Annotated in this window: 30 protein-coding genes; 27 read left to right on the top strand and 3 right to left on the bottom strand. The window is 37.0% G+C overall.

Annotation, left to right across the window (positions count from 1 at the left end):
• Positions 1-15: 15 nt before the first annotated feature.
• The 3 genes from JK139_RS12945 to JK139_RS12935 all read left to right on the top strand — a co-directional run bounded on the left by JK139_RS12945 (position 16) and on the right by JK139_RS12935 (position 3,049).
• Complete coding sequence (locus tag JK139_RS12945) at positions 16-1,440, top strand: tetratricopeptide repeat protein (RefSeq protein ID WP_218331442.1); 1,425 nt, start codon at positions 16-18, stop codon at positions 1,438-1,440.
• Between the two features lie 82 nt (positions 1,441-1,522).
• The gene (locus JK139_RS12940) at positions 1,523-2,284 is read left to right on the top strand and encodes a phosphosulfolactate synthase (RefSeq protein WP_218331441.1); all 762 of its coding nucleotides are present in this window, start codon (positions 1,523-1,525) and stop codon (positions 2,282-2,284) included.
• A gap of 27 nt (positions 2,285-2,311) precedes the next feature.
• Positions 2,312-3,049, top strand: a complete 738-nt coding sequence (locus JK139_RS12935; protein WP_218331440.1) for a shikimate dehydrogenase family protein — start codon at positions 2,312-2,314, stop codon at positions 3,047-3,049.
• Here JK139_RS12935 and JK139_RS12930 read toward each other — a convergent pair.
• From JK139_RS12930 to JK139_RS12920, 3 genes are read right to left on the bottom strand one after another with little or no spacing between them, the layout of a single operon-like run.
• Positions 3,046-3,477, bottom strand: coding sequence for an acyl-CoA thioesterase (locus tag JK139_RS12930; protein ID WP_075051461.1), 432 nt, complete (start codon positions 3,475-3,477; stop codon positions 3,046-3,048). The two genes, JK139_RS12935 and JK139_RS12930, sit on opposite strands and share 4 nt — an antisense overlap.
• Positions 3,464-4,057 carry an RdgB/HAM1 family non-canonical purine NTP pyrophosphatase gene (gene rdgB, locus JK139_RS12925; RefSeq protein WP_075051462.1) on the bottom strand — a complete coding sequence of 198 codons (594 nt, stop codon included), beginning with the start codon at positions 4,055-4,057 and terminating at the stop codon, positions 3,464-3,466. The genes JK139_RS12930 and rdgB overlap by 14 nt, the downstream gene beginning before the upstream one ends.
• 13 nt (positions 4,058-4,070) lie before the next feature.
• Positions 4,071-4,679, bottom strand: coding sequence for a hypothetical protein (locus JK139_RS12920; RefSeq protein WP_218331439.1), 609 nt, complete (start codon positions 4,677-4,679; stop codon positions 4,071-4,073).
• A gap of 63 nt (positions 4,680-4,742) precedes the next feature.
• Between JK139_RS12920 and JK139_RS12915 the strand changes: the two genes are divergently transcribed.
• The 24 genes from JK139_RS12915 to rpmD all read left to right on the top strand — a co-directional run bounded on the left by JK139_RS12915 (position 4,743) and on the right by rpmD (position 19,024).
• Positions 4,743-5,807: a branched-chain amino acid aminotransferase gene (locus JK139_RS12915; RefSeq protein WP_075051464.1), complete on the top strand. Its 1,065-nt coding sequence runs from the start codon at positions 4,743-4,745 to the stop codon at positions 5,805-5,807.
• 115 nt (positions 5,808-5,922) lie between these two features.
• Positions 5,923-6,303, top strand: a complete 381-nt coding sequence (gene rpsL, locus JK139_RS12910) for a 30S ribosomal protein S12 (protein ID WP_068242627.1) — start codon at positions 5,923-5,925, stop codon at positions 6,301-6,303.
• A 29-nt stretch (positions 6,304-6,332) separates the two neighbouring features.
• On the top strand, positions 6,333-6,800 hold the full coding sequence (gene rpsG, locus JK139_RS12905) for a 30S ribosomal protein S7 (protein WP_068242621.1): 468 nt from the start codon (positions 6,333-6,335) through the stop codon (positions 6,798-6,800).
• A 263-nt stretch (positions 6,801-7,063) separates the two neighbouring features.
• Complete coding sequence (gene fusA, locus JK139_RS12900; protein WP_075051465.1) at positions 7,064-9,214, top strand: elongation factor G; 2,151 nt, start codon at positions 7,064-7,066, stop codon at positions 9,212-9,214.
• A gap of 193 nt (positions 9,215-9,407) precedes the next feature.
• Positions 9,408-9,713: a 30S ribosomal protein S10 gene (rpsJ, locus tag JK139_RS12895; RefSeq protein WP_068242832.1), complete on the top strand. Its 306-nt coding sequence runs from the start codon at positions 9,408-9,410 to the stop codon at positions 9,711-9,713.
• Between the two features lie 263 nt (positions 9,714-9,976).
• Positions 9,977-10,594, top strand: coding sequence for a 50S ribosomal protein L3 (rplC, locus tag JK139_RS12890; protein ID WP_075051467.1), 618 nt, complete (start codon positions 9,977-9,979; stop codon positions 10,592-10,594).
• A 22-nt stretch (positions 10,595-10,616) separates the two neighbouring features.
• Complete coding sequence (gene rplD, locus JK139_RS12885) at positions 10,617-11,252, top strand: 50S ribosomal protein L4 (RefSeq protein WP_218331438.1); 636 nt, start codon at positions 10,617-10,619, stop codon at positions 11,250-11,252.
• A gap of 26 nt (positions 11,253-11,278) precedes the next feature.
• Positions 11,279-11,578, top strand: a complete 300-nt coding sequence (gene rplW / locus JK139_RS12880; protein ID WP_075051469.1) for a 50S ribosomal protein L23 — start codon at positions 11,279-11,281, stop codon at positions 11,576-11,578.
• Between the two features lie 45 nt (positions 11,579-11,623).
• A complete protein-coding gene (gene rplB, locus JK139_RS12875; RefSeq protein WP_068242609.1) occupies positions 11,624-12,463 on the top strand; it encodes a 50S ribosomal protein L2 in 840 nt (279 codons plus the stop codon).
• A gap of 36 nt (positions 12,464-12,499) precedes the next feature.
• Positions 12,500-12,769: a 30S ribosomal protein S19 gene (gene rpsS / locus JK139_RS12870; protein ID WP_075051470.1), complete on the top strand. Its 270-nt coding sequence runs from the start codon at positions 12,500-12,502 to the stop codon at positions 12,767-12,769.
• Positions 12,770-12,824: 55 nt separating this feature from the next.
• Complete coding sequence (rplV, locus tag JK139_RS12865) at positions 12,825-13,169, top strand: 50S ribosomal protein L22 (protein ID WP_074419560.1); 345 nt, start codon at positions 12,825-12,827, stop codon at positions 13,167-13,169.
• A gap of 13 nt (positions 13,170-13,182) precedes the next feature.
• Complete coding sequence (gene rpsC / locus JK139_RS12860) at positions 13,183-13,974, top strand: 30S ribosomal protein S3 (RefSeq protein ID WP_074419559.1); 792 nt, start codon at positions 13,183-13,185, stop codon at positions 13,972-13,974.
• 72 nt (positions 13,975-14,046) lie between these two features.
• On the top strand, positions 14,047-14,466 hold the full coding sequence (gene rplP, locus JK139_RS12855) for a 50S ribosomal protein L16 (RefSeq protein ID WP_068242597.1): 420 nt from the start codon (positions 14,047-14,049) through the stop codon (positions 14,464-14,466).
• A gap of 25 nt (positions 14,467-14,491) precedes the next feature.
• Positions 14,492-14,698, top strand: a complete 207-nt coding sequence (rpmC, locus tag JK139_RS12850) for a 50S ribosomal protein L29 (protein ID WP_068242592.1) — start codon at positions 14,492-14,494, stop codon at positions 14,696-14,698.
• A gap of 20 nt (positions 14,699-14,718) precedes the next feature.
• Positions 14,719-14,976, top strand: coding sequence for a 30S ribosomal protein S17 (gene rpsQ / locus JK139_RS12845; protein ID WP_068242590.1), 258 nt, complete (start codon positions 14,719-14,721; stop codon positions 14,974-14,976).
• A 55-nt stretch (positions 14,977-15,031) separates the two neighbouring features.
• Positions 15,032-15,400, top strand: coding sequence for a 50S ribosomal protein L14 (rplN, locus tag JK139_RS12840; protein ID WP_068242586.1), 369 nt, complete (start codon positions 15,032-15,034; stop codon positions 15,398-15,400).
• A 130-nt stretch (positions 15,401-15,530) separates the two neighbouring features.
• The gene (gene rplX, locus JK139_RS12835; protein WP_074418249.1) at positions 15,531-15,869 is read left to right on the top strand and encodes a 50S ribosomal protein L24; all 339 of its coding nucleotides are present in this window, start codon (positions 15,531-15,533) and stop codon (positions 15,867-15,869) included.
• On the top strand, positions 15,869-16,444 hold the full coding sequence (rplE, locus tag JK139_RS12830; protein ID WP_068242580.1) for a 50S ribosomal protein L5: 576 nt from the start codon (positions 15,869-15,871) through the stop codon (positions 16,442-16,444). The genes rplX and rplE overlap by 1 nt, the downstream gene beginning before the upstream one ends.
• A gap of 44 nt (positions 16,445-16,488) precedes the next feature.
• Positions 16,489-16,758: a 30S ribosomal protein S14 gene (gene rpsN, locus JK139_RS12825; protein WP_068242576.1), complete on the top strand. Its 270-nt coding sequence runs from the start codon at positions 16,489-16,491 to the stop codon at positions 16,756-16,758.
• A gap of 51 nt (positions 16,759-16,809) precedes the next feature.
• Positions 16,810-17,208, top strand: coding sequence for a 30S ribosomal protein S8 (gene rpsH, locus JK139_RS12820; RefSeq protein ID WP_068242573.1), 399 nt, complete (start codon positions 16,810-16,812; stop codon positions 17,206-17,208).
• Positions 17,209-17,293: 85 nt separating this feature from the next.
• On the top strand, positions 17,294-17,848 hold the full coding sequence (rplF, locus tag JK139_RS12815; RefSeq protein ID WP_074418248.1) for a 50S ribosomal protein L6: 555 nt from the start codon (positions 17,294-17,296) through the stop codon (positions 17,846-17,848).
• Between the two features lie 49 nt (positions 17,849-17,897).
• Positions 17,898-18,251 carry a 50S ribosomal protein L18 gene (gene rplR / locus JK139_RS12810; RefSeq protein ID WP_074418247.1) on the top strand — a complete coding sequence of 118 codons (354 nt, stop codon included), beginning with the start codon at positions 17,898-17,900 and terminating at the stop codon, positions 18,249-18,251.
• A gap of 29 nt (positions 18,252-18,280) precedes the next feature.
• Complete coding sequence (gene rpsE, locus JK139_RS12805; RefSeq protein ID WP_068242564.1) at positions 18,281-18,802, top strand: 30S ribosomal protein S5; 522 nt, start codon at positions 18,281-18,283, stop codon at positions 18,800-18,802.
• A 39-nt stretch (positions 18,803-18,841) separates the two neighbouring features.
• Entirely contained in the window at positions 18,842-19,024 is a 183-nt protein-coding gene (gene rpmD, locus JK139_RS12800) for a 50S ribosomal protein L30 (RefSeq protein ID WP_074418246.1), read from the top strand.
• The last annotated feature ends 73 nt before the right edge of the window (positions 19,025-19,097 follow it).

Here is a 19,097-nt window from a genome sequence, read left to right as displayed (position 1 = left end):
ATAAACGTTACATCTATGAGAGATCCATCCTACCACGACGAAGACAGAGATTCATTAAGAGAACTGCTACAGCAGTATCAAAACTTAAAAACAGGTCGGGGCCATTCTTTTCTGGAAGAGGAGGCATTTGAAAAAATTGTGGATTACTATGACGAAAGGGATGATTTGAATGAAGCATTTAAAGCCGTTGAAACCGGCTTAGAACTGTATCCATACTCATCCCACCTGATGATTAAGAAAGCAGACTTGTTAATTGCCCGCAGAAAGTATGCCCAATCGCTTGAATTATTGGAAAAAGCGGAATTGTTTGATAGTACAGACATCAATTTATATATTCTAAAAACAGACGCGTATCTGGCACTAGATCAACAACCTAAAGCAGTAGAGCTTTTGGAAACAGCCCTTCATTTATTTGAAGGAGAGGAAAGAATTGATTTATTGTTTGAGTTGGCCGATGTTTATGATGATTATGAAGAGTTTGATAAAGTATTTGACTGTCTGCAGCTAATTTTGGAAGAAGACCCAAACAATGAAGAAGCACTGTATAAAATTTGTTTTTGGACAGATTTTACCGGAAGGAATGAAGAAAGTATCAAAATCCACCAAAAAATTATCGATAATTATCCATACAATGAAATTGCCTGGTTTAATTTGGCAGCAGCATTTCAGGGGCTGAAGTTGTATGAAAAAGCCATTGATGCTTATCAATATGCATTGGTGATTGATGAAAAGTTTGAATATGCATACAGAAATATGGGCGATGCATATTTACGCTTACACAAATACAAGGAAGCAATTGAAGCACTGGAAAAAGTATTGGAATTGTCTCGCCCGGAAGACGTAATTTATGAAGCCATTGGGCATTGTTACCATAAAATGGGTCATACTGCGCAAGCCCGGTTCAACTATAAAAAAGCGGTTCATCTCAATACAGATGATAGCAAGCTGCATTTTAAAATTGCCACCACCTATATGCAAGAAGGGCAATGGAATAATGCCATCAAACATTTAGAAAATGCACTGCGCATACAACGCAATGTGGCAGAATATAATTTGGCTATGGGTGAGTGTAAATTGCACCAGCAGCAATTTAAAGAAGCCTTGTTTTATTTTGGTTATGTAGTAAAACATAAACCCAAAAAAATAGCCGGTTGGGAGGCTTTAATTCGTTGTCTGTACATTGCCGGTTATTATGAAGAAGCTGCAGGGCAATGTTTACAGGCCATGAAAGCTGCAGAACAAAAGCCATTGTTTATATTTTATCAGGCAGCTTGTTCATTTGCGCTAAACAGAGGCAAGGAGGGACTTTTATACTTGGAGAGTGCTATGGAAAAAGCACCCAGGCAACTGAAAAAGTTGATTGAACTGGCCCCATCGTTATTACAAAACAGTAAGGTGATTGATATTATTGCCAGATACAAAAAAGGGAAAAGATTTTAACTATTCTATTCCAATTTTCAATAATTAAAGCAATTCACTTACCCGAATTGCTTTAATTTTGCGCCCAATTAATAACAGCCCCATGAATTATAATCTAACGCAAATCCCTGAAAGGATGAAAAAGCCCCGTAATCATGGTATTACCATGGTAATGGATAAAGGCCTCAGTATGAATGAAGTTGAAAATTTTTTAAGCGTCGCGGGTCCACATGTTGATATTGTAAAATTAGGTTTTGGTACTTCTGCAGTTACGCCCAATTTAAAAGAAAAAATTAATTTATACCATCAATACAACATGCCCATTTATTTTGGGGGTACTTTGTTTGAAGCTTTTTTAATACGCAATCAAATAGATGATTATATTGCTATTTGTAAGGAATATAATATCACTTATATGGAAGTGAGTGATGGCTCCATTACCATTCCTCACGCTGAAAAATGCGGATATATTGAAAAATTAACCAAATATGGAACCGTTTTAAGTGAAGTTGGAAGTAAAGATGCTACCAATATTATGGCGCCATATAAATGGATTGAATTGATGCGTGCAGAATTAGAAGCAGGCGCTTCTTATGTAATTGCCGAAGCCAGAGAAGCCGGTAATGTAGGTATTTACAGAGACAGTGGAGAAGTTAGGCAGGGTTTAGTTGCTGAAATATTAACACAAATACCTGAGGAAAAAATATTATGGGAAGCGCCACAAAAAGCACAGCAGTTGTATTTTCTTCAATTATTAGGCTGTAATGTGAACCTTGGTAACATTGCTCCCAATGAAGTAATACCATTAGAAGCCATGCGAATTGGCTTAAGAGGCGATACTTTTGATTTATATCGTAACAAGTAATTGAGTGCATTAAATTCAACATTCATTATGCGCATATTTGGTTTAATTGGTTATCCATTATCGCATTCTTTTTCAAAAAAATATTTTGATCAAAAATTTGCATCAGAAAATATTACTGATGCAAATTTTTTTCTGTATCCTATTGAAAAAATTGAAGGCATTACTGATTTATTAAAAGCAACACCCAATTTGAAAGGGTTGGCTATTACCATTCCCTACAAAAAACAAATTATTCCTTATCTGCATGAATTGAGTCCTGCAGTTCAAAAAATGAATGCCTGCAATTGTATTCATATTCAAAATGGTTTGCTGAGTGGCTTTAATACAGATGTTATCGGGTTTAAAAATTCTTTTCTCAAAAAGAAAGCGGCACATCATACCAAAGCAATGATTTTGGGAACCGGTGGAGCCGCGGCTGCTGTAGCATTTGTATTGGATGAACTGTGTATACCGTATATATATGTTTCAAGAAAACCATCTGCTGCCAATAACAGCATTCATTATTCTGAATTAGATGATGCTATGATGCAGAACTATACAATCATCATCAATACTACACCGTTAGGCACATTTCCGAATATTCAATTTTTTCCGCCCATACCATATCATTGTATCAATGAGCACCATTATTTGTTCGATTTAATTTATAATCCGGCAGAAACGATTTTTTTACAAAAAGGCAGAGAAAATGGTGCCATTACGCAAAATGGGTATGATATGCTGGTGATTCAGGCAGAAGAAAACTGGAAAATATGGAATGGTTAATGACTCAGTTTTTCCAATGCTTTTGAAGGAATTGGCGCTAACTTCTTCAGCGCATAATGATAACACAACATGCCGGTTTTAGCAGTACCTGCCAATATCCATTCGTTTGCATTTTTGATAGAAATTTTATAAAACAAATCAAAACCCATAGCATCAATTCCGGAAGTTGCTACATCAATCTGAATGGTATCGCCATAATGCAGTTCCTTTTTAAATTCAATGACTGCATCACGCATTATTAGTCCAACACCTTCCATATCTAGTTCACTATAGCCTAGTGATTGCAGGTATTCCATTCTTGCTTCCTGTAGTAATGCCAAAAATCGGTCATTACCTACATGTCCACCATAATTCATGTCGGTTACTCGTATTTTCATTTCTGTGGAAAATGGAAATACATCCGGCAGTTGCAGTTTAACTCTTTTCATGTTGAAGGCTTTCTAAAAAAGCAACCATTTTATCGATGGCTTTTTTACGGTGACTAAATTTATTTTTTTCTGCTATATTCATCTCCGCAAAACTATGGTTACTCCCCTTTGGAATAAATATGGGGTCATATCCAAAACCCTGAATTCCTTTAGGTGCAAGTGCAATGGTGCCTTCACAAATTCCTTCAAAATAATGCACATGATTATCCATTATTAAACAAATTACTGTTCTAAATCTGGCAGTGCGATCATTTTTGTTAGCCAATTCCTGCAACAGTTTTTCATTGTTTTTTTTATAGTCTCTTTCAATGCCTGCATATCGTGCACTTTTTACACCCGGAGCACCCTCTAAGCTATCTACTTCTAGTCCGGTATCTTCACTAAAACAGTTTTTGCGTGTCATCTCAAAAATGGTATGGGCCTTTTTATGCGCATTTTCTTCCAATGTATCGTAGGGTTCTTCAATTTCGATTGTTATATCTGCTTCAAGTAAGCTCATTACAAGGTAAGGGGCCGGTAAAACTTTTTGTATTTCTTCAACTTTATGTTGGTTGTTGGTGGCAAATAGGAGCGTTTGCATAAAAATTGACAGGTTATTTTAAGTTAAACAGGTTCTTCAAACTTAACCAAAGTTTTCTTTTTTCTTCTTTTGTAATAGCATCATCAGGTAAATAAGTGCTGAGGGGCTTTGCCGGTAAAAAACTGCAATTGCTATGCTTTTGCATTCGATAGGCAGGTACAACAAATGGTAAATCAAGGGTCTGCATATCTGCTAAAAACATGATGCAATAATTCGACTGTAATGTTTGCTGTAATGCTTTGAAAGTTTGTATTGTTGTATACTGATTTACGATTGCTACATCCCCTATATTCAGTTTGCAGGCTAAAAGTATATTACTTAAAAATTGCAGCCATTCTTCTCTAATAAAAGGAACGGTTTCATCCCATACTAAAATGGCAATTTTCTTTTTATTCTCTCCTAAAAATGGCAATACAGTTGCATTGTCTAAATTATTGTCTGCCTGAACTACCTGTTTTTTGTTGGGTTGTAGTGTTGTTGTTGCAGTTTTTTCTTTCAGATGCTCCTGAATGGGTGCATTTTGTGGTTGGTCATTTATATTTGGATTATCTATAATTACCAATGTATCTTTGTACATGGAAGCAATATAGTCTGCAGGTAACTGTATATCTTCAAATTTCATCGGAATTAATTTTAAATAAACACTTGTTAGTTTTTTGTTTCTTTGCACCAAAAATATAAAGATATGATAAAGGCATCAGGCTTTCCTGTTACAAAAGTTGTGCACAGTAGGTTAAGCAATTTAAGTTTAGAGAATATCCCATTTGGGAAATACTTTTCTGACCATATGTTTATGGCTACTTATAAAAATGGGGCATGGCAGGATCCGCAAATTATTCCATATCAATCATTACAAATGGAGCCCTCCCTGGCCGCCTTGCATTATGGCCAGGCTATATTTGAAGGCATTAAAGCCTACAAACATGCTTCCGGAGAAGCCTTTATTTTTAGGCCTTACGATAATTTTATACGATTTAATTTATCGGCCGAAAGAATGTGTATGCCGGAAGTTCCTGAATATATTTTTATAGATGGCATGCATCAGTTACTGGCTATTGATAAAGACTGGATTCCGGCAAAGGCGGAACATGCGTTATACATTCGGCCGGTTATGTTTTCTACAGATGTTACACTGGGCGTAAAGCCATCTGAAAGCTATACTTTCATTATTTTATTAAGTCCAACAGGCCCCTATTATGCCAAACCCATGAAAATATTTGTGGAAGAAACCTATACTCGTGCTGCCCGCGGTGGCGTTGGTTTTTCAAAAAATGCAGGCAACTATGCCGGTAGCATGATGGCTGCCAAAAAAGCCAATGAAATGGGGTATGATCAGGTACTTTGGACAGATGCTGTTGAACACAAATGGCTACAAGAAGTGGGCATGATGAATGTGGTTTTTGTTATTAATAATATTGCCATTACACCTTCGTTAGAAGAAGGTACCATACTAAATGGCGTTACTAGAAACAGTGTTTTGGTGTTGTTGCAAGAAATGGGTATACCGGTGGAAGAAAGAAAAATAAACATAGATGAAGTAACGGTAGCCTATAAAAATGGAACATTACAAGAAGTATTTGGAACAGGAACGGCAGCAACCATAGCCCTTATAAAAGAATTACGTTATAAAAATGAGCAAATGGTTTTTGATACCGACAATTGGAAAATTGCCCCGGCCATTCGTGAAAAACTCAATCAATTACGCTATGGAAAAGTGGCAGATACCCATGGCTGGCTGTATAAAATTTAGCTTTTTATGCTGCTAACGCCATCTTTTAAATAAATTTTATCTTTTAAGATTTTTCTTTTTGGAATTTACGACAAGGGCTATTACCTTTGCCGTCCTAAAAATTAAATAAAGTAGAATGCCTACTATACAACAATTAGTTAGAAAAGGCCGCGAAATTATCAGGGCTAAAAGTAAGTCAAGAGCATTAGACGCTTGTCCACAACGTCGTGGTGTTTGTACCCGTGTATACACTACAACACCTAAAAAGCCAAACTCAGCTTTACGTAAAGTGGCCAAAGTACGGTTAACAAATAAAATTGAGGTAATTGCTTATATACCCGGTGAAGGTCATAACCTACAGGAGCACTCTATCGTTTTAATCAGAGGTGGTCGTGTAAAAGATTTACCCGGTGTTCGTTACCATATTGTAAGGGGTAGTTTAGATACTGCCGGTGTTAAAGACAGAAAAAAGAGCCGCTCTAAATACGGTACAAAGAAAGAAAAAGCAAAAAAATAAATCAGTTAAACAGCTAATTTTTATATAACATGCGTAAAGCACAAGCCAAAAAATTACCTATAGCACCCGACGGTAGGTTTAATGATAAACTAGTAAGCCGTTTTATCAATAATATAATGTGGGATGGCAAAAAAAGTACTGCCATTAATATATTTTACGATGCCATCGATAAAGTGTCTAAAATGACCAATGAAGATGGTTATGAAGTTTGGAAAAGAGCTTTAGCTAATATTACTCCTGCTGTAGAAGTACGCAGCCGTAGAATTGGAGGTGCTACTTTTCAAATTCCTTCTGAAGTGCGCCCCGACAGAAAAATATCTTTAAGTATTAAATGGATGGTGCGCTACAGCCGCGAAAGAAACGGTAGAACCATGGCCGATAAACTGGCTAATGAAATTATTGCTGCCAGCAAAGGGGAAGGAGGTGCATTCAAAAAGAAAGAAGATGTGCATAGAATGGCCGAAGCCAACAAAGCTTTCTCACATTTCAAAGTGTAAATAAAAAATAACATAGAAAAAGGCTGCCTGTATCAGGTGGCCTTTTTTATTGGTAGAAGCTATAAGAAATGATATTGGTTGCTAATTTCTTGACATATAGTCATTATTCTCAATAAAAAACATAGTTTCATTCCTCGAATTGCTTTACAGTTAACCCATCAATTGCATATTTGAGCAACTAATCATTAAATCTTTGATTAAAATCTTGTAGAAATTCCTAAATCCCTACCTTTGCCGCCTGAAAAAAAATAAACAATCACTTTATGGCGGATTTGAAATTTCAACGCAATTTTGGTATTGCCGCTCACATTGATGCCGGTAAAACCACAACTACCGAGCGTATCCTACGGTATACCGGTATGATACATAAAATTGGTGAGGTGCACGATGGCGCTGCCACTACCGACTGGATGGAACAAGAAAAAGAAAGGGGTATTACCATTACCTCAGCAGCAGTAAGCTGTCAATGGAATTTTCCAACCGTATTAGGTAAAGTTACCCCTGAAACAAAAAAATATTATTTTAATATTATTGATACTCCCGGACACGTTGACTTTACTGTAGAAGTAGAACGTTCAATGCGAGTATTAGATGGGTTGATTGCCTTGTTTTCGGCTGTGGATGGTGTAGAGCCACAATCAGAAACCGTATGGCGCCAGGCCAATCGTTACAAAGTACCTCGTATTGGTTTTGTCAATAAAATGGATCGTTCTGGTGCCGATTTCTTAAATGTGGTAAAACAGGTAAGAGAAATGCTCGGAGCCAAAGCTGTACCATTACAATTACCCATTGGGGCAGAAGATAATTTTAGAGGGGTTGTAGATTTAATTAAAATGAAAGGCATTGTATGGCATGCTGAAACAGAGGGAATGACTTTTGATGAAATTCCGGTGCCCGAAGATATGTTGGAAGAAGTAAATTTCTGGAGACAAAACTTAGTTGAAGCGGTTGCAGAATACGATGATCATTTAATGGAAAAATTCTTTGATGATCCGAATACCATTAGCGAAGATGAGGTTCATGAAGCCATTCGTAAAGCTACTATCGATTTAAGTATAGTGCCCATGATGTGTGGTTCTTCTTTCAAAAACAAAGGCGTACAAACCGCATTAGATGCCGTTTGTAGATATTTGCCTTCTCCTGTTGATATTGAAGCGGTAACAGGTATTAATCCTGATACCGGCTTAGAGGTAAGCCGTAAACCCGATGCCAAAGAGCCCTTTGCAGCCCTGGCTTTCAAAATTATGACTGATCCATTCGTAGGTCGTTTGGCTTTCTTCCGCTGTTATAGTGGCCATTTAGATGCCGGCAGCTATGTATTAAACGTAAGAAGCGGTAAAAAAGAGCGTATCAGCCGTATTATGAAGATGTTTGCCAACAAGCAAAACCCAATCGATTTTATTGAAGCGGGCGATATTGCTGCTGCAGTTGGTTTCAAAGAAATTAAAACCGGAGATACACTTTGTGATGAAGCGCATCCAATTGTACTGGAAAATATGTTTATTCCTGAGCCAGTTATTGCCATTGCCATTGAGCCTAAAACACAAGCCGATGTGGACAAAATGGGTATGGCCATTGCCAAATTGGTAGAAGAAGATCCTACTTTGCGTGTAAACACAGATGAAGATACCGGGCAAACCATTTTGCGTGGCATGGGAGAATTGCATTTGGAAATTATTCTTGACAGGATGCGCCGCGAATTTAAAGTAGAAGTAAATCAGGGTGCACCACAGGTAGCATACAAAGAAGCCTTCCAGGCAACCATTCAACATCGCGAAATATTGAAAAAACAAACCGGTGGTCGCGGTAAATTTGCCGATATTCAATTTGAAATTGGCCCCGCCGATGAAGAATGGTTAAAAGAAAATGAAGGAAAGAATTTCCAATTTGTAAACGATATATTCGGAGGTTCTATTCCCCGTGAATTTGTACCTGCTATCCAAAAAGGTTTTGAAACAGCAATGGGAACCGGTGTATTGGCAGGATATCCGGTTAATAACATGAAAATCAGAGTTTTTGATGGTAGTTATCATGACGTGGATTCAGATTCTATGTCGTTTGAACTATGTGCTAAGTCCGGATTCCGTGAAGCAGCCAAAAAAGCCAAACCGGTATTATTAGAACCCATTATGAAAGTGGAAGTATTAACTCCAGATCAGTACATGGGTGATGTAACCGGCGACTTAAACCGCAGAAGAGGAATGTTGGAAGGAATGGATAACCGTAACAATTTACAGGTAATTAAAGCCAAAGTTCCATTGAGTGAAATGTTTGGTTATGTAACCCAATTACGTTCTTTATCTTCAGGTCGTGCTACTTCCACCATGGAATTTTCTCATTATGCACCTGCTCCAAATAACGTAGCAGAAGAAGTAATGGCCAAAAATAAAGGGAAAGTAAAAGTAGAAGATTAGGATGTAGAACAAGTAAATACATCATAAAGAGCCACATTTTAAAGCGTGTGGCTCTTTTTTTTAGCAGCATTTATCCTAACAAAAAAATATTTCGCTTTTCTTATAAATATTTTTAAAAAAACTTTCTTTTTTCTTGCCCATTTAAACCTGTAGCCATACCTTTGCAACCCAATCGGAAAATTGGGTAAAGATTATGTCTCAAAGAATCAGAATAAAATTACAATCATACGATCACAATCTGGTAGATAAATCTGCCGAGAAAATTGTGAAAACTGTTCGTAGTACTGGTGCCGTTGTAACCGGACCTATTCCTTTGCCTACGCATAAAAGAATTTTTACTGTTTTGCGTTCACCCCACGTGAATAAAAAAAGCAGAGAGCAATTCCAGTTGTGTACGCATAAGCGGTTATTAGATATTTATACATCATCATCCAGAACGGTTGATGCTTTGAGCAAATTAGATTTACCTTCCGGTGTTGAAGTGGAAATCAAAGCTTGATAAAGTTGATTAAGTAGGCTATCTCCCAATCGTTATTGAAAAAGGAGCTCTGGCTTTTGAATATAAAATTTGACATATAAACAGGCCCTTCGAGGTTTGTTTACTTCCGGTACTTCCATCGTCTTTGAAGTGTATATTTCAAAGAGCAGGCAAAACCACCGGGTTTTGGTGGCAAAAGGGAAAAGGTCGGCAGCAAACAAGGATTGAATTTTGCTTCATGGCAAAATGTCCTCTACACCTTAGCGGGGCAAAAACCGCAAAACATGAAAGGTATTATTGGAAAAAAAATTGGAATGACCAGCATTTTTGCCCAAGATGGCAAACAGGTGGCATGTACCATTATTGAGGCAGGTCCTTGTGTAGTAACACAAGTGAAAACCAAAGAAACAGACGGTTATGAAGCTTTGCAATTAGGCTTCACCGATAAAAAAGAAAAACACTCCACTAAGTCTGAGTTAAATCATTTCGTAAAAGCTCAAACTGCTCCCAAAAGATTTATAAAAGAATTTCGCAACTATACCATTGAAAAAGCATTAGGCGAAACCATTACACTCGATATTTTTTCTGAAGGTGATGCTGTTGAAGTAATTGGCACCACAAAAGGAAAAGGTTTTCAGGGTGTTGTGAAACGTCATGGTTTTAGTGGTGTTGGTGAAGCTTCTCATGGTCAACATGACCGTTCAAGAGCCCCCGGTTCAATCGGTGGTTCATCTTATCCTTCAAGAGTTTTTAAAGGAATGAGAATGGCAGGTCGAATGGGTAATGACCATGTAAAAATGAAAGGATTGAAAATAGTAAAAATATTCCCTGAGAAAAATTATCTGTTAATCAGTGGTTCAGTACCGGGTCATAACGGTTCTATAGTTTATATCCAGAAGTAGTCACCTATAATTCACACAAATCATGCAATTAGAAATATTAAATATAAAAGGCGAAAAAACAGGCAGAACGGTTGAATTACCGGAAGATATTTTTGGTATTGAACCCAATGACCATGTTATTTATTTGGCTGTTAAACAACATTTAGCTGCTCAACGTCAGGGTACACATAAGGTAAAAACACGTGCTGAGGTACATGGTGCCAGCCGTAAATTACACAAACAAAAAGGTACCGGTGGTTCTCGTAAAGGTAATATCCGTAACCCTTTGTACAAAGGTGGTGGTACTATTTTTGGACCTAAACCACACGCTTATACTTTCAAATTAAACCGTAAAGTAAAAGATTTGGCAAAAATTTCTGCCCTTAGTTATAAAGCAAAAGAAAATGCCATTATTGTAGTAGAAGATATTGCAATGGATGCACCTAAAACAAAGGAAATTACCAATATCATGCGTGCTTTGCAGGTAGCTGAAAAGAAAGCAATTATTGTTTTGCCTGAGTATAATGATAATGTGTATTTAAGTTCCAGAAATATCCCGAATATTACCAGTACATTATTGGCAGATATCAATACCTATGATGTAATGAATGCAGATGTTTTGGTAATAACAGAAAATGCAGCGAAGATATTTGCAGAAAACGAAATGGTAGAAGCATAATTTACAAACGTTTCAAAAGAAATAGAATGAAACCAACTGATATTTTAATTAAGCCTATTTTATCTGAAAAGGCAAATGTCCAACAGGAAAAGTTACGCCGTTATACTTTTAAAGTAGTTCGTGCAGCAAATAAACTTCAAATAAAACAGGCAATTGAATCCTTTTATGGCATTACCGTAGTGGATGTTAACACTGTAGTAGTTCCAGGAAAAAACAAAACCCGTTACACAAAGGCTGGTTTTATCAAAGGGAAAAAATCATCTTATAAAAAAGCATTGGTAACAGTTGCTGAGGGTGATACAATTGATTTATACGCAAACATTTAGTTATAGTAGCGAAGCTGAAAATTTCGCATTAAAATTTAAGAAACAATGGCATTAAAAAAGTACAAACCAATCACTGCCGGCACTCGTTGGAGAATTGGCAATGCTTATGCTGAAATTACCACTAATGAGCCTGAAAAAAGCTTGTTAGAACCACTTAAAAAAACAGGTGGACGTAATGCTCAGGGTCGCAGGTCAATGCGTTACATAGGCGGGGGTCATAAAAGACATTACCGTATTATTGACTTTAAGCGCAATAAGCAAAATATTGAAGCAACTGTTGTATCAATTGAGTACGATCCAAACCGTACTGCTTTTATAGCGCTGTTACAATATGCAGATGGTGAAAAAAGATATATTCTGGCTCCTCAGGGTTTACAAGTAGGTGCCAAAGTTATTGCCGGCGATGCAGTTGCACCCGAAATTGGCAATGCACTTCAAATGAAGAATATGCCTTTGGGTACCAATATTCATAATATTGAAATGCAACCCGGACAAGGTGGAAAATTAGCACGTAGTGCCGGTGCATCTGCTCAATTAGCCAATAAGGAAGAAAAATACGCCGTATTAAAAATGCCTTCCGGAGAGTTGAGAAAAGTTTTAATTAACTGTTACGCAACTGTTGGAGTGGTATCTAATAGCGATCATAATTTACAAACTGCCGGTAAAGCAGGTGTAAATCGTTGGAAAGGAATCCGCCCAAGAGTTAGAGGTGTAGCCATGAACCCCGTAGATCACCCAATGGGTGGTGGTGAAGGTAAAGCTTCCGGAGGTCATCCACGCAGCAGAACCGGTAAATATGCCAAAGGTGAAAAAACCAGAACAAGAGGCAAAGCCAGTGATAAGCTGATTATTCAAAGAAGAGATGGTAAAAAAATTACCAAGTAACAATATTTAGATAAACGCACTAAATCGTAAATCCAAATGGGTCGTTCGATTAAAAAAGGTCCTTATGTTGACGCAAATCTTGATGAAAAAGTAACCGCCATCAACGAAGGTAAAATAAAGAAAGGGGTGATAAAAACCTGGAGCCGTCGCAGTACAATTACACCCGATTTTGTTGGGCATACATTTGCTGTACACAATGGTAACAAGTTTATACCTGTATATGTAACTGAATTTATGGTTGGACATAAATTAGGAGAATTTGCGCCTACCAGAAACTTCAAAGGTCACTCAGGACAAAAAAAATAAATTAATTCAGGGCAAACAGTAAAACAGTTTGCCGAATGATAGAAATCAAATCAAAATGGAAGCAGTAGCTAAACTGAAAAATTATCCCACTGGTCCGCTCAAAATGCGGTTATTAGCCGATGTGATCCGTGGAATGGAAGTAGAAAAGGCTTTGGCTATATTAGAATTTCACCCGCAACACAATGCTACCCCGTTAGCAAAACTGTTGAAGAGTGCCATTAATAATTGGGAACAAAAAAATAATGGAGCCAGTGCTGCAGATAGTAGTCTTATTGTAAAAACAATTTTTGTAGATGGTGGCCGCATTTTAAAAAGAATGCGCCCGGCACCACAAGGTCGTGGTTACAGAGTAAGAAAACGCAGCAATCATGTAACAATCATTGTAGATTCTAAAAACTAATTGAAACCATATTATGGGTCAGAAAGCAAATCCAATTGGTAACAGGTTAGGTATCATCCGCGGATGGGAAAGTAACTGGTATGGCAATAAAAAAGACTTTGCCGTTAAGTTAATTGAGGATCAAAAAATCCGTACTTACCTGAATGCCCGTATAAACAAAGGTGGTATAGCAAAAATAGTTATTGAGCGTACGCTTGGTAAACTTATCGTTACCATTCATACATCAAAACCAGGTATTATTATCGGTAAAGGTGGTGGTGAAGTAGATAGTATTAAAGAAGAATTGAAGAAATTAACCGGTAAGGATGATGTTCAAATCAATATTCTTGAAATACGTCGTCCTGAATTAGATGCAACCATTGTTGGCGATACTATTGCACGGCAAATTGAAAACCGTATTAACTTTAAGCGTGCCATTAAAATGGCCATTGCCTCAACACTCAGAATGGGTGCAGAAGGTATTAAAGTAAGGGTGAGCGGACGTTTAGGCGGTGCTGAAATTGCTCGTAGTGAAGAATTTAAACAAGGCCGTGTACCATTGCATACTTTACGTATGGATATTGATTATGCAAGTGTATTTGCACAAACTGTATATGGTAAAATCGGTATCAAAGTGTGGATTTGTAAAGGTGAAGTATTAGGTAAACGCGAATTGAACCCAAATTTTGTTGGCGGAAAAAATGACCTAAGCGATAGAAGAGAGAGAACCGGTGGAGATGACAGACGCGGAGGCGGTAATCGCGGAGATCACCGTGGCGGTGGAAGGAACAATGATTCCAGAGGACCAAGAAAACCACAGCATTAAAACAGGTACTAGCAATTTGCTATACTTTTTTTGAATACCACACAGTAAATACTGTGTAAAAACAACAAAAAAATGTTACAGCCAAAAAGAAGTAAACATAGAAAACAACAAAAAGGCCGCATTAGGAATGTTGCTAAAAGGGGCACCTCTATTGCTTTCGGTTCGTTTGCATTAAAAGCTTTAGAACCCATTTGGTTAACCAACCGTCAGATTGAAGCTGCCAGACAAAGTATGACACGTGCCATGAAGCGTGAAGGAAACGTTTGGATTAGGGTATTCCCCGATAAAATTATTACCCGTAAACCTTTAGAGGTAAGGATGGGTAAAGGTAAAGGTAACCCTGAATTTTGGGCTGCTGTAGTGGAACCGGGTCGTATTATTTTTGAGTGTGATGGTGTAAGTGAAACAGTTGCCAGAGAAGCATTGCATTTGGCAGCTCAAAAATTACCAATTGCAACCAAATTTATTGTAAGGAGAGACTTGCAAGCATAAAATAAACACTTTAATATTATTTGCAATGGCAAAAAAATTTGATTTTAATAAGAGCCTAAAGGAGATGACTGAATCTGACATTAAAGCCAGAATTGAGGAGGATACCTTAAGGTTAAAGAAATTGGAATTTGCACACGCAATTTCTCCGTTGGAAAATCCAATGAGTATTCGTGAGTTAAGAAAAGATATTGCCCGTTTAAAAACGGCATTACATAACAGAGCTATGGCTTAATAACCAATAAATTGCTAACAATGGTTGAAAGAAATTTGCGTAAAACAAGAATTGGGGTGGTAACCAGTAATAAAATGGCTAAAACCATTACCGTTGCTGTAGAAAGAAAAGTAAAACACCCTATTTATGGAAAGTTCGTTAAGAAAACGACTAAGTTCCATGCACACGATGAAAAAGATGAGTGCACAATTGGTGATATGGTTAAAATAATGGAAACCCGCCCACTAAGCAAAACCAAACGTTGGAGATTAGTTGAGGTGATTGAAAAAGCCAAATAAAATTATTATCGATAGCCTGCTTATAGCAGCCTGTTAACTATCAAATTATTAAACAATGATCCAGCAAGAAAGCAGACTAAATGTAGCTGATAATAGCGGTGCCAAAGAAGTACTTTGTATTAAAGTACTTGGAAATAGTGGCCAGGATTATGCCAAAATTGGCGATAAAATTGTGGTAACCGTTAAAGATGCCATTCCTGCCGGTGGTATTAAAAAAGGTACCGTATCCAAAGCCGTAATTGTAAGAACCAAAAACAAATTACGCAGAAAAGATGGTTCTTATATTCGTTTTGATGATAATGCTGTTGTGTTATTAAACAATGCTGATGAGCCACGTGGAACTCGTATTTTTGGGCCGGTTGCCCGTGAATTAAGAGATAAAGGCTACATGAAAATAATTTCATTGGCACCTGAGGTTTTATAAATCGCTCCGTAGCGTAACAACTGTACAAGTACAAGTGTGCGACGCAACGAAGCTGAATATAGATTAAAAGCTGGTAACAAAACAAATAACTAACCTTTTAAAAAAGGGTTATATAAAAGGGTAAAACACCATGAGTAAAAGATTTAAACCCAAATTTAACATCAAAAAAGGCGATACTGTTGTAGTAATTGCCGGTGAAGACAAGGACTTGAAAAAACCCAGAAAGGTATTAGAAGTTCTGATTGATGAAGCACGAGTTGTTGTAGAAGGGGTAAACATTGTTACAAAACATACCAAACCCAATGCTCAAAATACAAAAGGTGGTATTGTTAAAATAGAAGCTCCTGTGCATATCAGTAATGTAATGCTTTGGGATGCAAAAGCCGGCGGCCCTGCAAAAATTAAAAAAAGCCGAGAAGAGGGTAAATTAATTAGAATATCAAAAAAATCAGGGGAGGTTATTAAATAATGAGTACAACTAAATACACTCCAAGAATGGCGGAAAAATATCGCCAGGAAGTAATTCCCGTATTGATGAAGAAGTTTGCTTATAAAAGTGTAATGCAGGCTCCTAAAATCGAAAAAATTTGTATTAACCGTGGCGTGAACGGTGCTGTTACCGATAAAAAATTGGTAGATGTTGCCGTAAACGAATTAGAACAAATTACAGGTCAAAAGGCCGTACCTACTTATTCTAAAAAAGACATTTCTAATTTTAAATTACGTAAAGGCATGCCCATTGGCGCAAGAGTTACTTTACGTGGCGAAAAAATGTATGAATTTTTAGACAGGCTGGTATCTGTAGCATTACCCCGGGTACGTGATTTTAAAGGAATTAGTGATAAAGCTTTTGATGGGCGTGGTAACTATACTTTAGGCGTAACTGAACAAATTATATTTCCGGAAATTGATATTGATAAAGTTAATAAAATTACCGGTTTTGATATAACCATTGTTACAACTGCGCAAACCAATGAAGAAGCATATGAGCTGTTGAAAGAATTGGGAATGCCTTTTAAAAGTGCAAAAAAAGAAAATAATTAAAATATAAATGGGCAATTTGCCCATTCAGAATCAACATTAAAATTATGGCAAAAAAATCAATCATAGCCAGACAAGCAAAAAGAGAAGCAATGGTGGCCAAGTACGCAGAAAAACGTGCTGCTCTGAAAGCTGCAGGTGATTATGCTGCTTTAGATTTATTACCCAAAAACGCTTCACCGGTACGATTAAAAAATCGTTGTCAGTTAACCGGCAGACCTCGTGGATATATGCGTTATTTCGGTGTATCCAGGGTAATATTCAGAGACATGGCTTTAAATGGTAAAATTCCTGGTGTAACAAAAGCCAGCTGGTAATTTTAATCCGTTTAGTAAACAAAATTTAGAACAGCATTTAATTAATATACAATGGTAACTGATCCTATTGCAGACTTTTTAACAAGGATTCGTAATGCTCAAATGGCCGGTCACAGACTGGTAGAAATTCCCGCCTCTAATTTAAAAAAGCGGATGACTGAAATTTTATATGAGCAGGGTTATATTTTAAAGTACAAATTTGAAGAAAATACCAAACAAGGTATTATCAAAATTGCACTGAAGTATGATCCTACGAGTAAACAACCTGCTATTCGTTCCTTAGAAAGAATTAGCAGACCAGGTTTACGTCAATACGCAAAACCCGCTGATATGAAACGTGTTATTAATGGGTTGGGTATTGCTATCATCAGCACCTCTAAAGGCGTATTAACCGACAAACAGGCAAAAGCGCAAAATGTTGGTGGTGAAGTGCTTTGTTATATTTATTAATCACTTTTTGATTTAAGTAGATAATTAAGCCTTTTAGTCGGGGCTGAACACAACTTAAATTGTAATTATAAAAAACGAAACGACTATGTCTAGGATTGGAAAACAACCCGTAATACTTCCCAAAGGCGTTACTGTTACACTTGGAAAAGATAACGTAATTACAGTGAAAGGGCCTAAAGGTGAATTAAAGCAAGCAGTTGACAGAGATATTGTGATTGAAATTTCTGACACTGTAGTGAATTTAAAAAGACCTACTGATCAAATTCGCCATCGTGCCATGCATGGTTTGTACCGTTCTTTGGTATCTAACATGGTAAAAGGTGTAACAGAAGGATTTAGAAAAGATCTGGAATTGGTGGGTGTGGGTTTTAAAGCTGCGAATCAAGGTAATACATTGGATTTATCATTAGGTTACTCTCACAACATTATTTTTGAAGTGCCTAAAGAGTTGAAAGTTGCCACTGCTACTGAAAAAGGTAAGAACCCAACCATTACTTTAGAAAGTATTGACAAACAATTATTAGGACAGGTGGCTGCTAAGATACGCGGATTACGTAAACCTGAACCATACAAAGGAAAAGGTGTAAAATATAGCGATGAAATTATCAGAAGAAAAGCTGGTAAAGCTGCTGGTAAATAACAATTATAAATGACACTTCCGGCAGTATCGGAAGACAAAATAAATAGAAATGAATAGTAAACTTGTTCAAAGACAAAAAATTCGGTACCGTATCCGTAAAAAAGTTGCCGGTACAGCTACTAAACCCCGTTTATCGGTTTTTAGAAGTAATGCAGAAATTTATGCTCAATTAATTGATGATGACAATAGCGTAACACTGGCTGCTGCCTCTTCAAGAGATAAACATTTAGTTGCTCAAAAAGTTACAAAAATTGAAAAAGCTAAAATGGTAGGTGTAGCTATTGCACATAAAGCAAAAGAATTAGGTATTACCACCTGTGTTTTTGACAGAGGCGGGAACTTATACCATGGCAGAGTGAAAAGTGTAGCAGATGGTGCCAGAGAAGGTGGTCTTCAATTCTAATCTAAACAAATACTTAATAATTTAGGTCCATGTCTAAAATAACTGAAAATAAAGTAAAGCTAACCGGCGAAATTGAACTGAAAGAAAAAGTAGTTGCGATTAACCGTGTTGTAAAAACTACAAAAGGCGGACGTACTTTTAGTTTCTCTGCTTTAGTAGTAGTTGGTAACGAAAAAGGAATTGTTGGCCAGGGTTTGGGAAAAGCAAAAGAAGTTCAGGAAGCTATAGCAAAAGGTATTGATGATGCAAAAAAGAACTTGGTAAAAGTTCCTGTAATGCATGGAACCATACCACACGAACAATGGTCAAAAGCCGGTGCAGCCAAAGTATTAATTAAACCCGCAGCACACGGAGCCGGTGTAATTGCTGGAGGCAGCATGCGTGCTGTTTTGGAAAGTGCAGGTGTTACCGACGTATTGGCCAAAAGTCTTGGTTCTGCCAATCCTCATAATGTTGTTAAGGCTACCATTAAAGCTTTAACCGAATTACGTGAGCCAATTCAGGTTGCCAAAAATCGTAACGTAAAATTAAATAAAGTTTTTAACGGGTAAACTTTAGCATATTTTGCTGAGGTTAAAATTCTGAAGATTATGAAAAAAATTAAAGTTACTCAAATAAAAAGTGGTATCGACAGGTCTGAACGTCAAAAAAAAACCTTAGAAGCCCTTGGTTTAAATAAGTTAAATGCATCACGTAAAGTAGAAGCAACTCCTCAAATTGTTGGCATGATCAATAAAGTAAGCCACTTAGTGAAAGTTGAAGAAGTAAAGTAATTCAATCATTGAATGCTAAATGATATGTGAATTAATTTCGCATATCATTTCGCATTTATCATTTATTCATCAA

This window comes from Hydrotalea lipotrueae (assembly GCF_019249625.1).
In the GTDB taxonomy this organism is placed as follows: Bacteria; Bacteroidota; Bacteroidia; order Chitinophagales; family Chitinophagaceae; genus Hydrotalea; species Hydrotalea flava.
This window is presented reverse-complemented; position numbering and strand designations above follow the sequence as displayed.

Bases quoted from the DNA above. Each gene is read 5' to 3' on its own strand.
- JK139_RS12945 (WP_218331442.1), top strand. From the start codon at position 16: ATGAGAGATCCATCCTACCACGACGAAGACAGAGATTCATTAAGAGAA.
- JK139_RS12940 (WP_218331441.1), top strand. From the start codon at position 1,523: ATGAATTATAATCTAACGCAAATCCCTGAAAGGATGAAAAAGCCCCGT.
- JK139_RS12935 (WP_218331440.1), top strand. From the start codon at position 2,312: ATGCGCATATTTGGTTTAATTGGTTATCCATTATCGCATTCTTTTTCA.
- JK139_RS12930 (WP_075051461.1), bottom strand. From the start codon at position 3,477: ATGAAAAGAGTTAAACTGCAACTGCCGGATGTATTTCCATTTTCCACA.
- rdgB (WP_075051462.1), bottom strand. From the start codon at position 4,057: ATGCAAACGCTCCTATTTGCCACCAACAACCAACATAAAGTTGAAGAA.
- JK139_RS12920 (WP_218331439.1), bottom strand. From the start codon at position 4,679: ATGAAATTTGAAGATATACAGTTACCTGCAGACTATATTGCTTCCATG.
- JK139_RS12915 (WP_075051464.1), top strand. From the start codon at position 4,743: ATGATAAAGGCATCAGGCTTTCCTGTTACAAAAGTTGTGCACAGTAGG.
- rpsL (WP_068242627.1), top strand. From the start codon at position 5,923: ATGCCTACTATACAACAATTAGTTAGAAAAGGCCGCGAAATTATCAGG.
- rpsG (WP_068242621.1), top strand. From the start codon at position 6,333: ATGCGTAAAGCACAAGCCAAAAAATTACCTATAGCACCCGACGGTAGG.
- fusA (WP_075051465.1), top strand. From the start codon at position 7,064: ATGGCGGATTTGAAATTTCAACGCAATTTTGGTATTGCCGCTCACATT.
- rpsJ (WP_068242832.1), top strand. From the start codon at position 9,408: ATGTCTCAAAGAATCAGAATAAAATTACAATCATACGATCACAATCTG.
- rplC (WP_075051467.1), top strand. From the start codon at position 9,977: ATGAAAGGTATTATTGGAAAAAAAATTGGAATGACCAGCATTTTTGCC.
- rplD (WP_218331438.1), top strand. From the start codon at position 10,617: ATGCAATTAGAAATATTAAATATAAAAGGCGAAAAAACAGGCAGAACG.
- rplW (WP_075051469.1), top strand. From the start codon at position 11,279: ATGAAACCAACTGATATTTTAATTAAGCCTATTTTATCTGAAAAGGCA.
- rplB (WP_068242609.1), top strand. From the start codon at position 11,624: ATGGCATTAAAAAAGTACAAACCAATCACTGCCGGCACTCGTTGGAGA.
- rpsS (WP_075051470.1), top strand. From the start codon at position 12,500: ATGGGTCGTTCGATTAAAAAAGGTCCTTATGTTGACGCAAATCTTGAT.
- rplV (WP_074419560.1), top strand. From the start codon at position 12,825: ATGGAAGCAGTAGCTAAACTGAAAAATTATCCCACTGGTCCGCTCAAA.
- rpsC (WP_074419559.1), top strand. From the start codon at position 13,183: ATGGGTCAGAAAGCAAATCCAATTGGTAACAGGTTAGGTATCATCCGC.
- rplP (WP_068242597.1), top strand. From the start codon at position 14,047: ATGTTACAGCCAAAAAGAAGTAAACATAGAAAACAACAAAAAGGCCGC.
- rpmC (WP_068242592.1), top strand. From the start codon at position 14,492: ATGGCAAAAAAATTTGATTTTAATAAGAGCCTAAAGGAGATGACTGAA.
- rpsQ (WP_068242590.1), top strand. From the start codon at position 14,719: ATGGTTGAAAGAAATTTGCGTAAAACAAGAATTGGGGTGGTAACCAGT.
- rplN (WP_068242586.1), top strand. From the start codon at position 15,032: ATGATCCAGCAAGAAAGCAGACTAAATGTAGCTGATAATAGCGGTGCC.
- rplX (WP_074418249.1), top strand. From the start codon at position 15,531: ATGAGTAAAAGATTTAAACCCAAATTTAACATCAAAAAAGGCGATACT.
- rplE (WP_068242580.1), top strand. From the start codon at position 15,869: ATGAGTACAACTAAATACACTCCAAGAATGGCGGAAAAATATCGCCAG.
- rpsN (WP_068242576.1), top strand. From the start codon at position 16,489: ATGGCAAAAAAATCAATCATAGCCAGACAAGCAAAAAGAGAAGCAATG.
- rpsH (WP_068242573.1), top strand. From the start codon at position 16,810: ATGGTAACTGATCCTATTGCAGACTTTTTAACAAGGATTCGTAATGCT.
- rplF (WP_074418248.1), top strand. From the start codon at position 17,294: ATGTCTAGGATTGGAAAACAACCCGTAATACTTCCCAAAGGCGTTACT.
- rplR (WP_074418247.1), top strand. From the start codon at position 17,898: ATGAATAGTAAACTTGTTCAAAGACAAAAAATTCGGTACCGTATCCGT.
- rpsE (WP_068242564.1), top strand. From the start codon at position 18,281: ATGTCTAAAATAACTGAAAATAAAGTAAAGCTAACCGGCGAAATTGAA.
- rpmD (WP_074418246.1), top strand. From the start codon at position 18,842: ATGAAAAAAATTAAAGTTACTCAAATAAAAAGTGGTATCGACAGGTCT.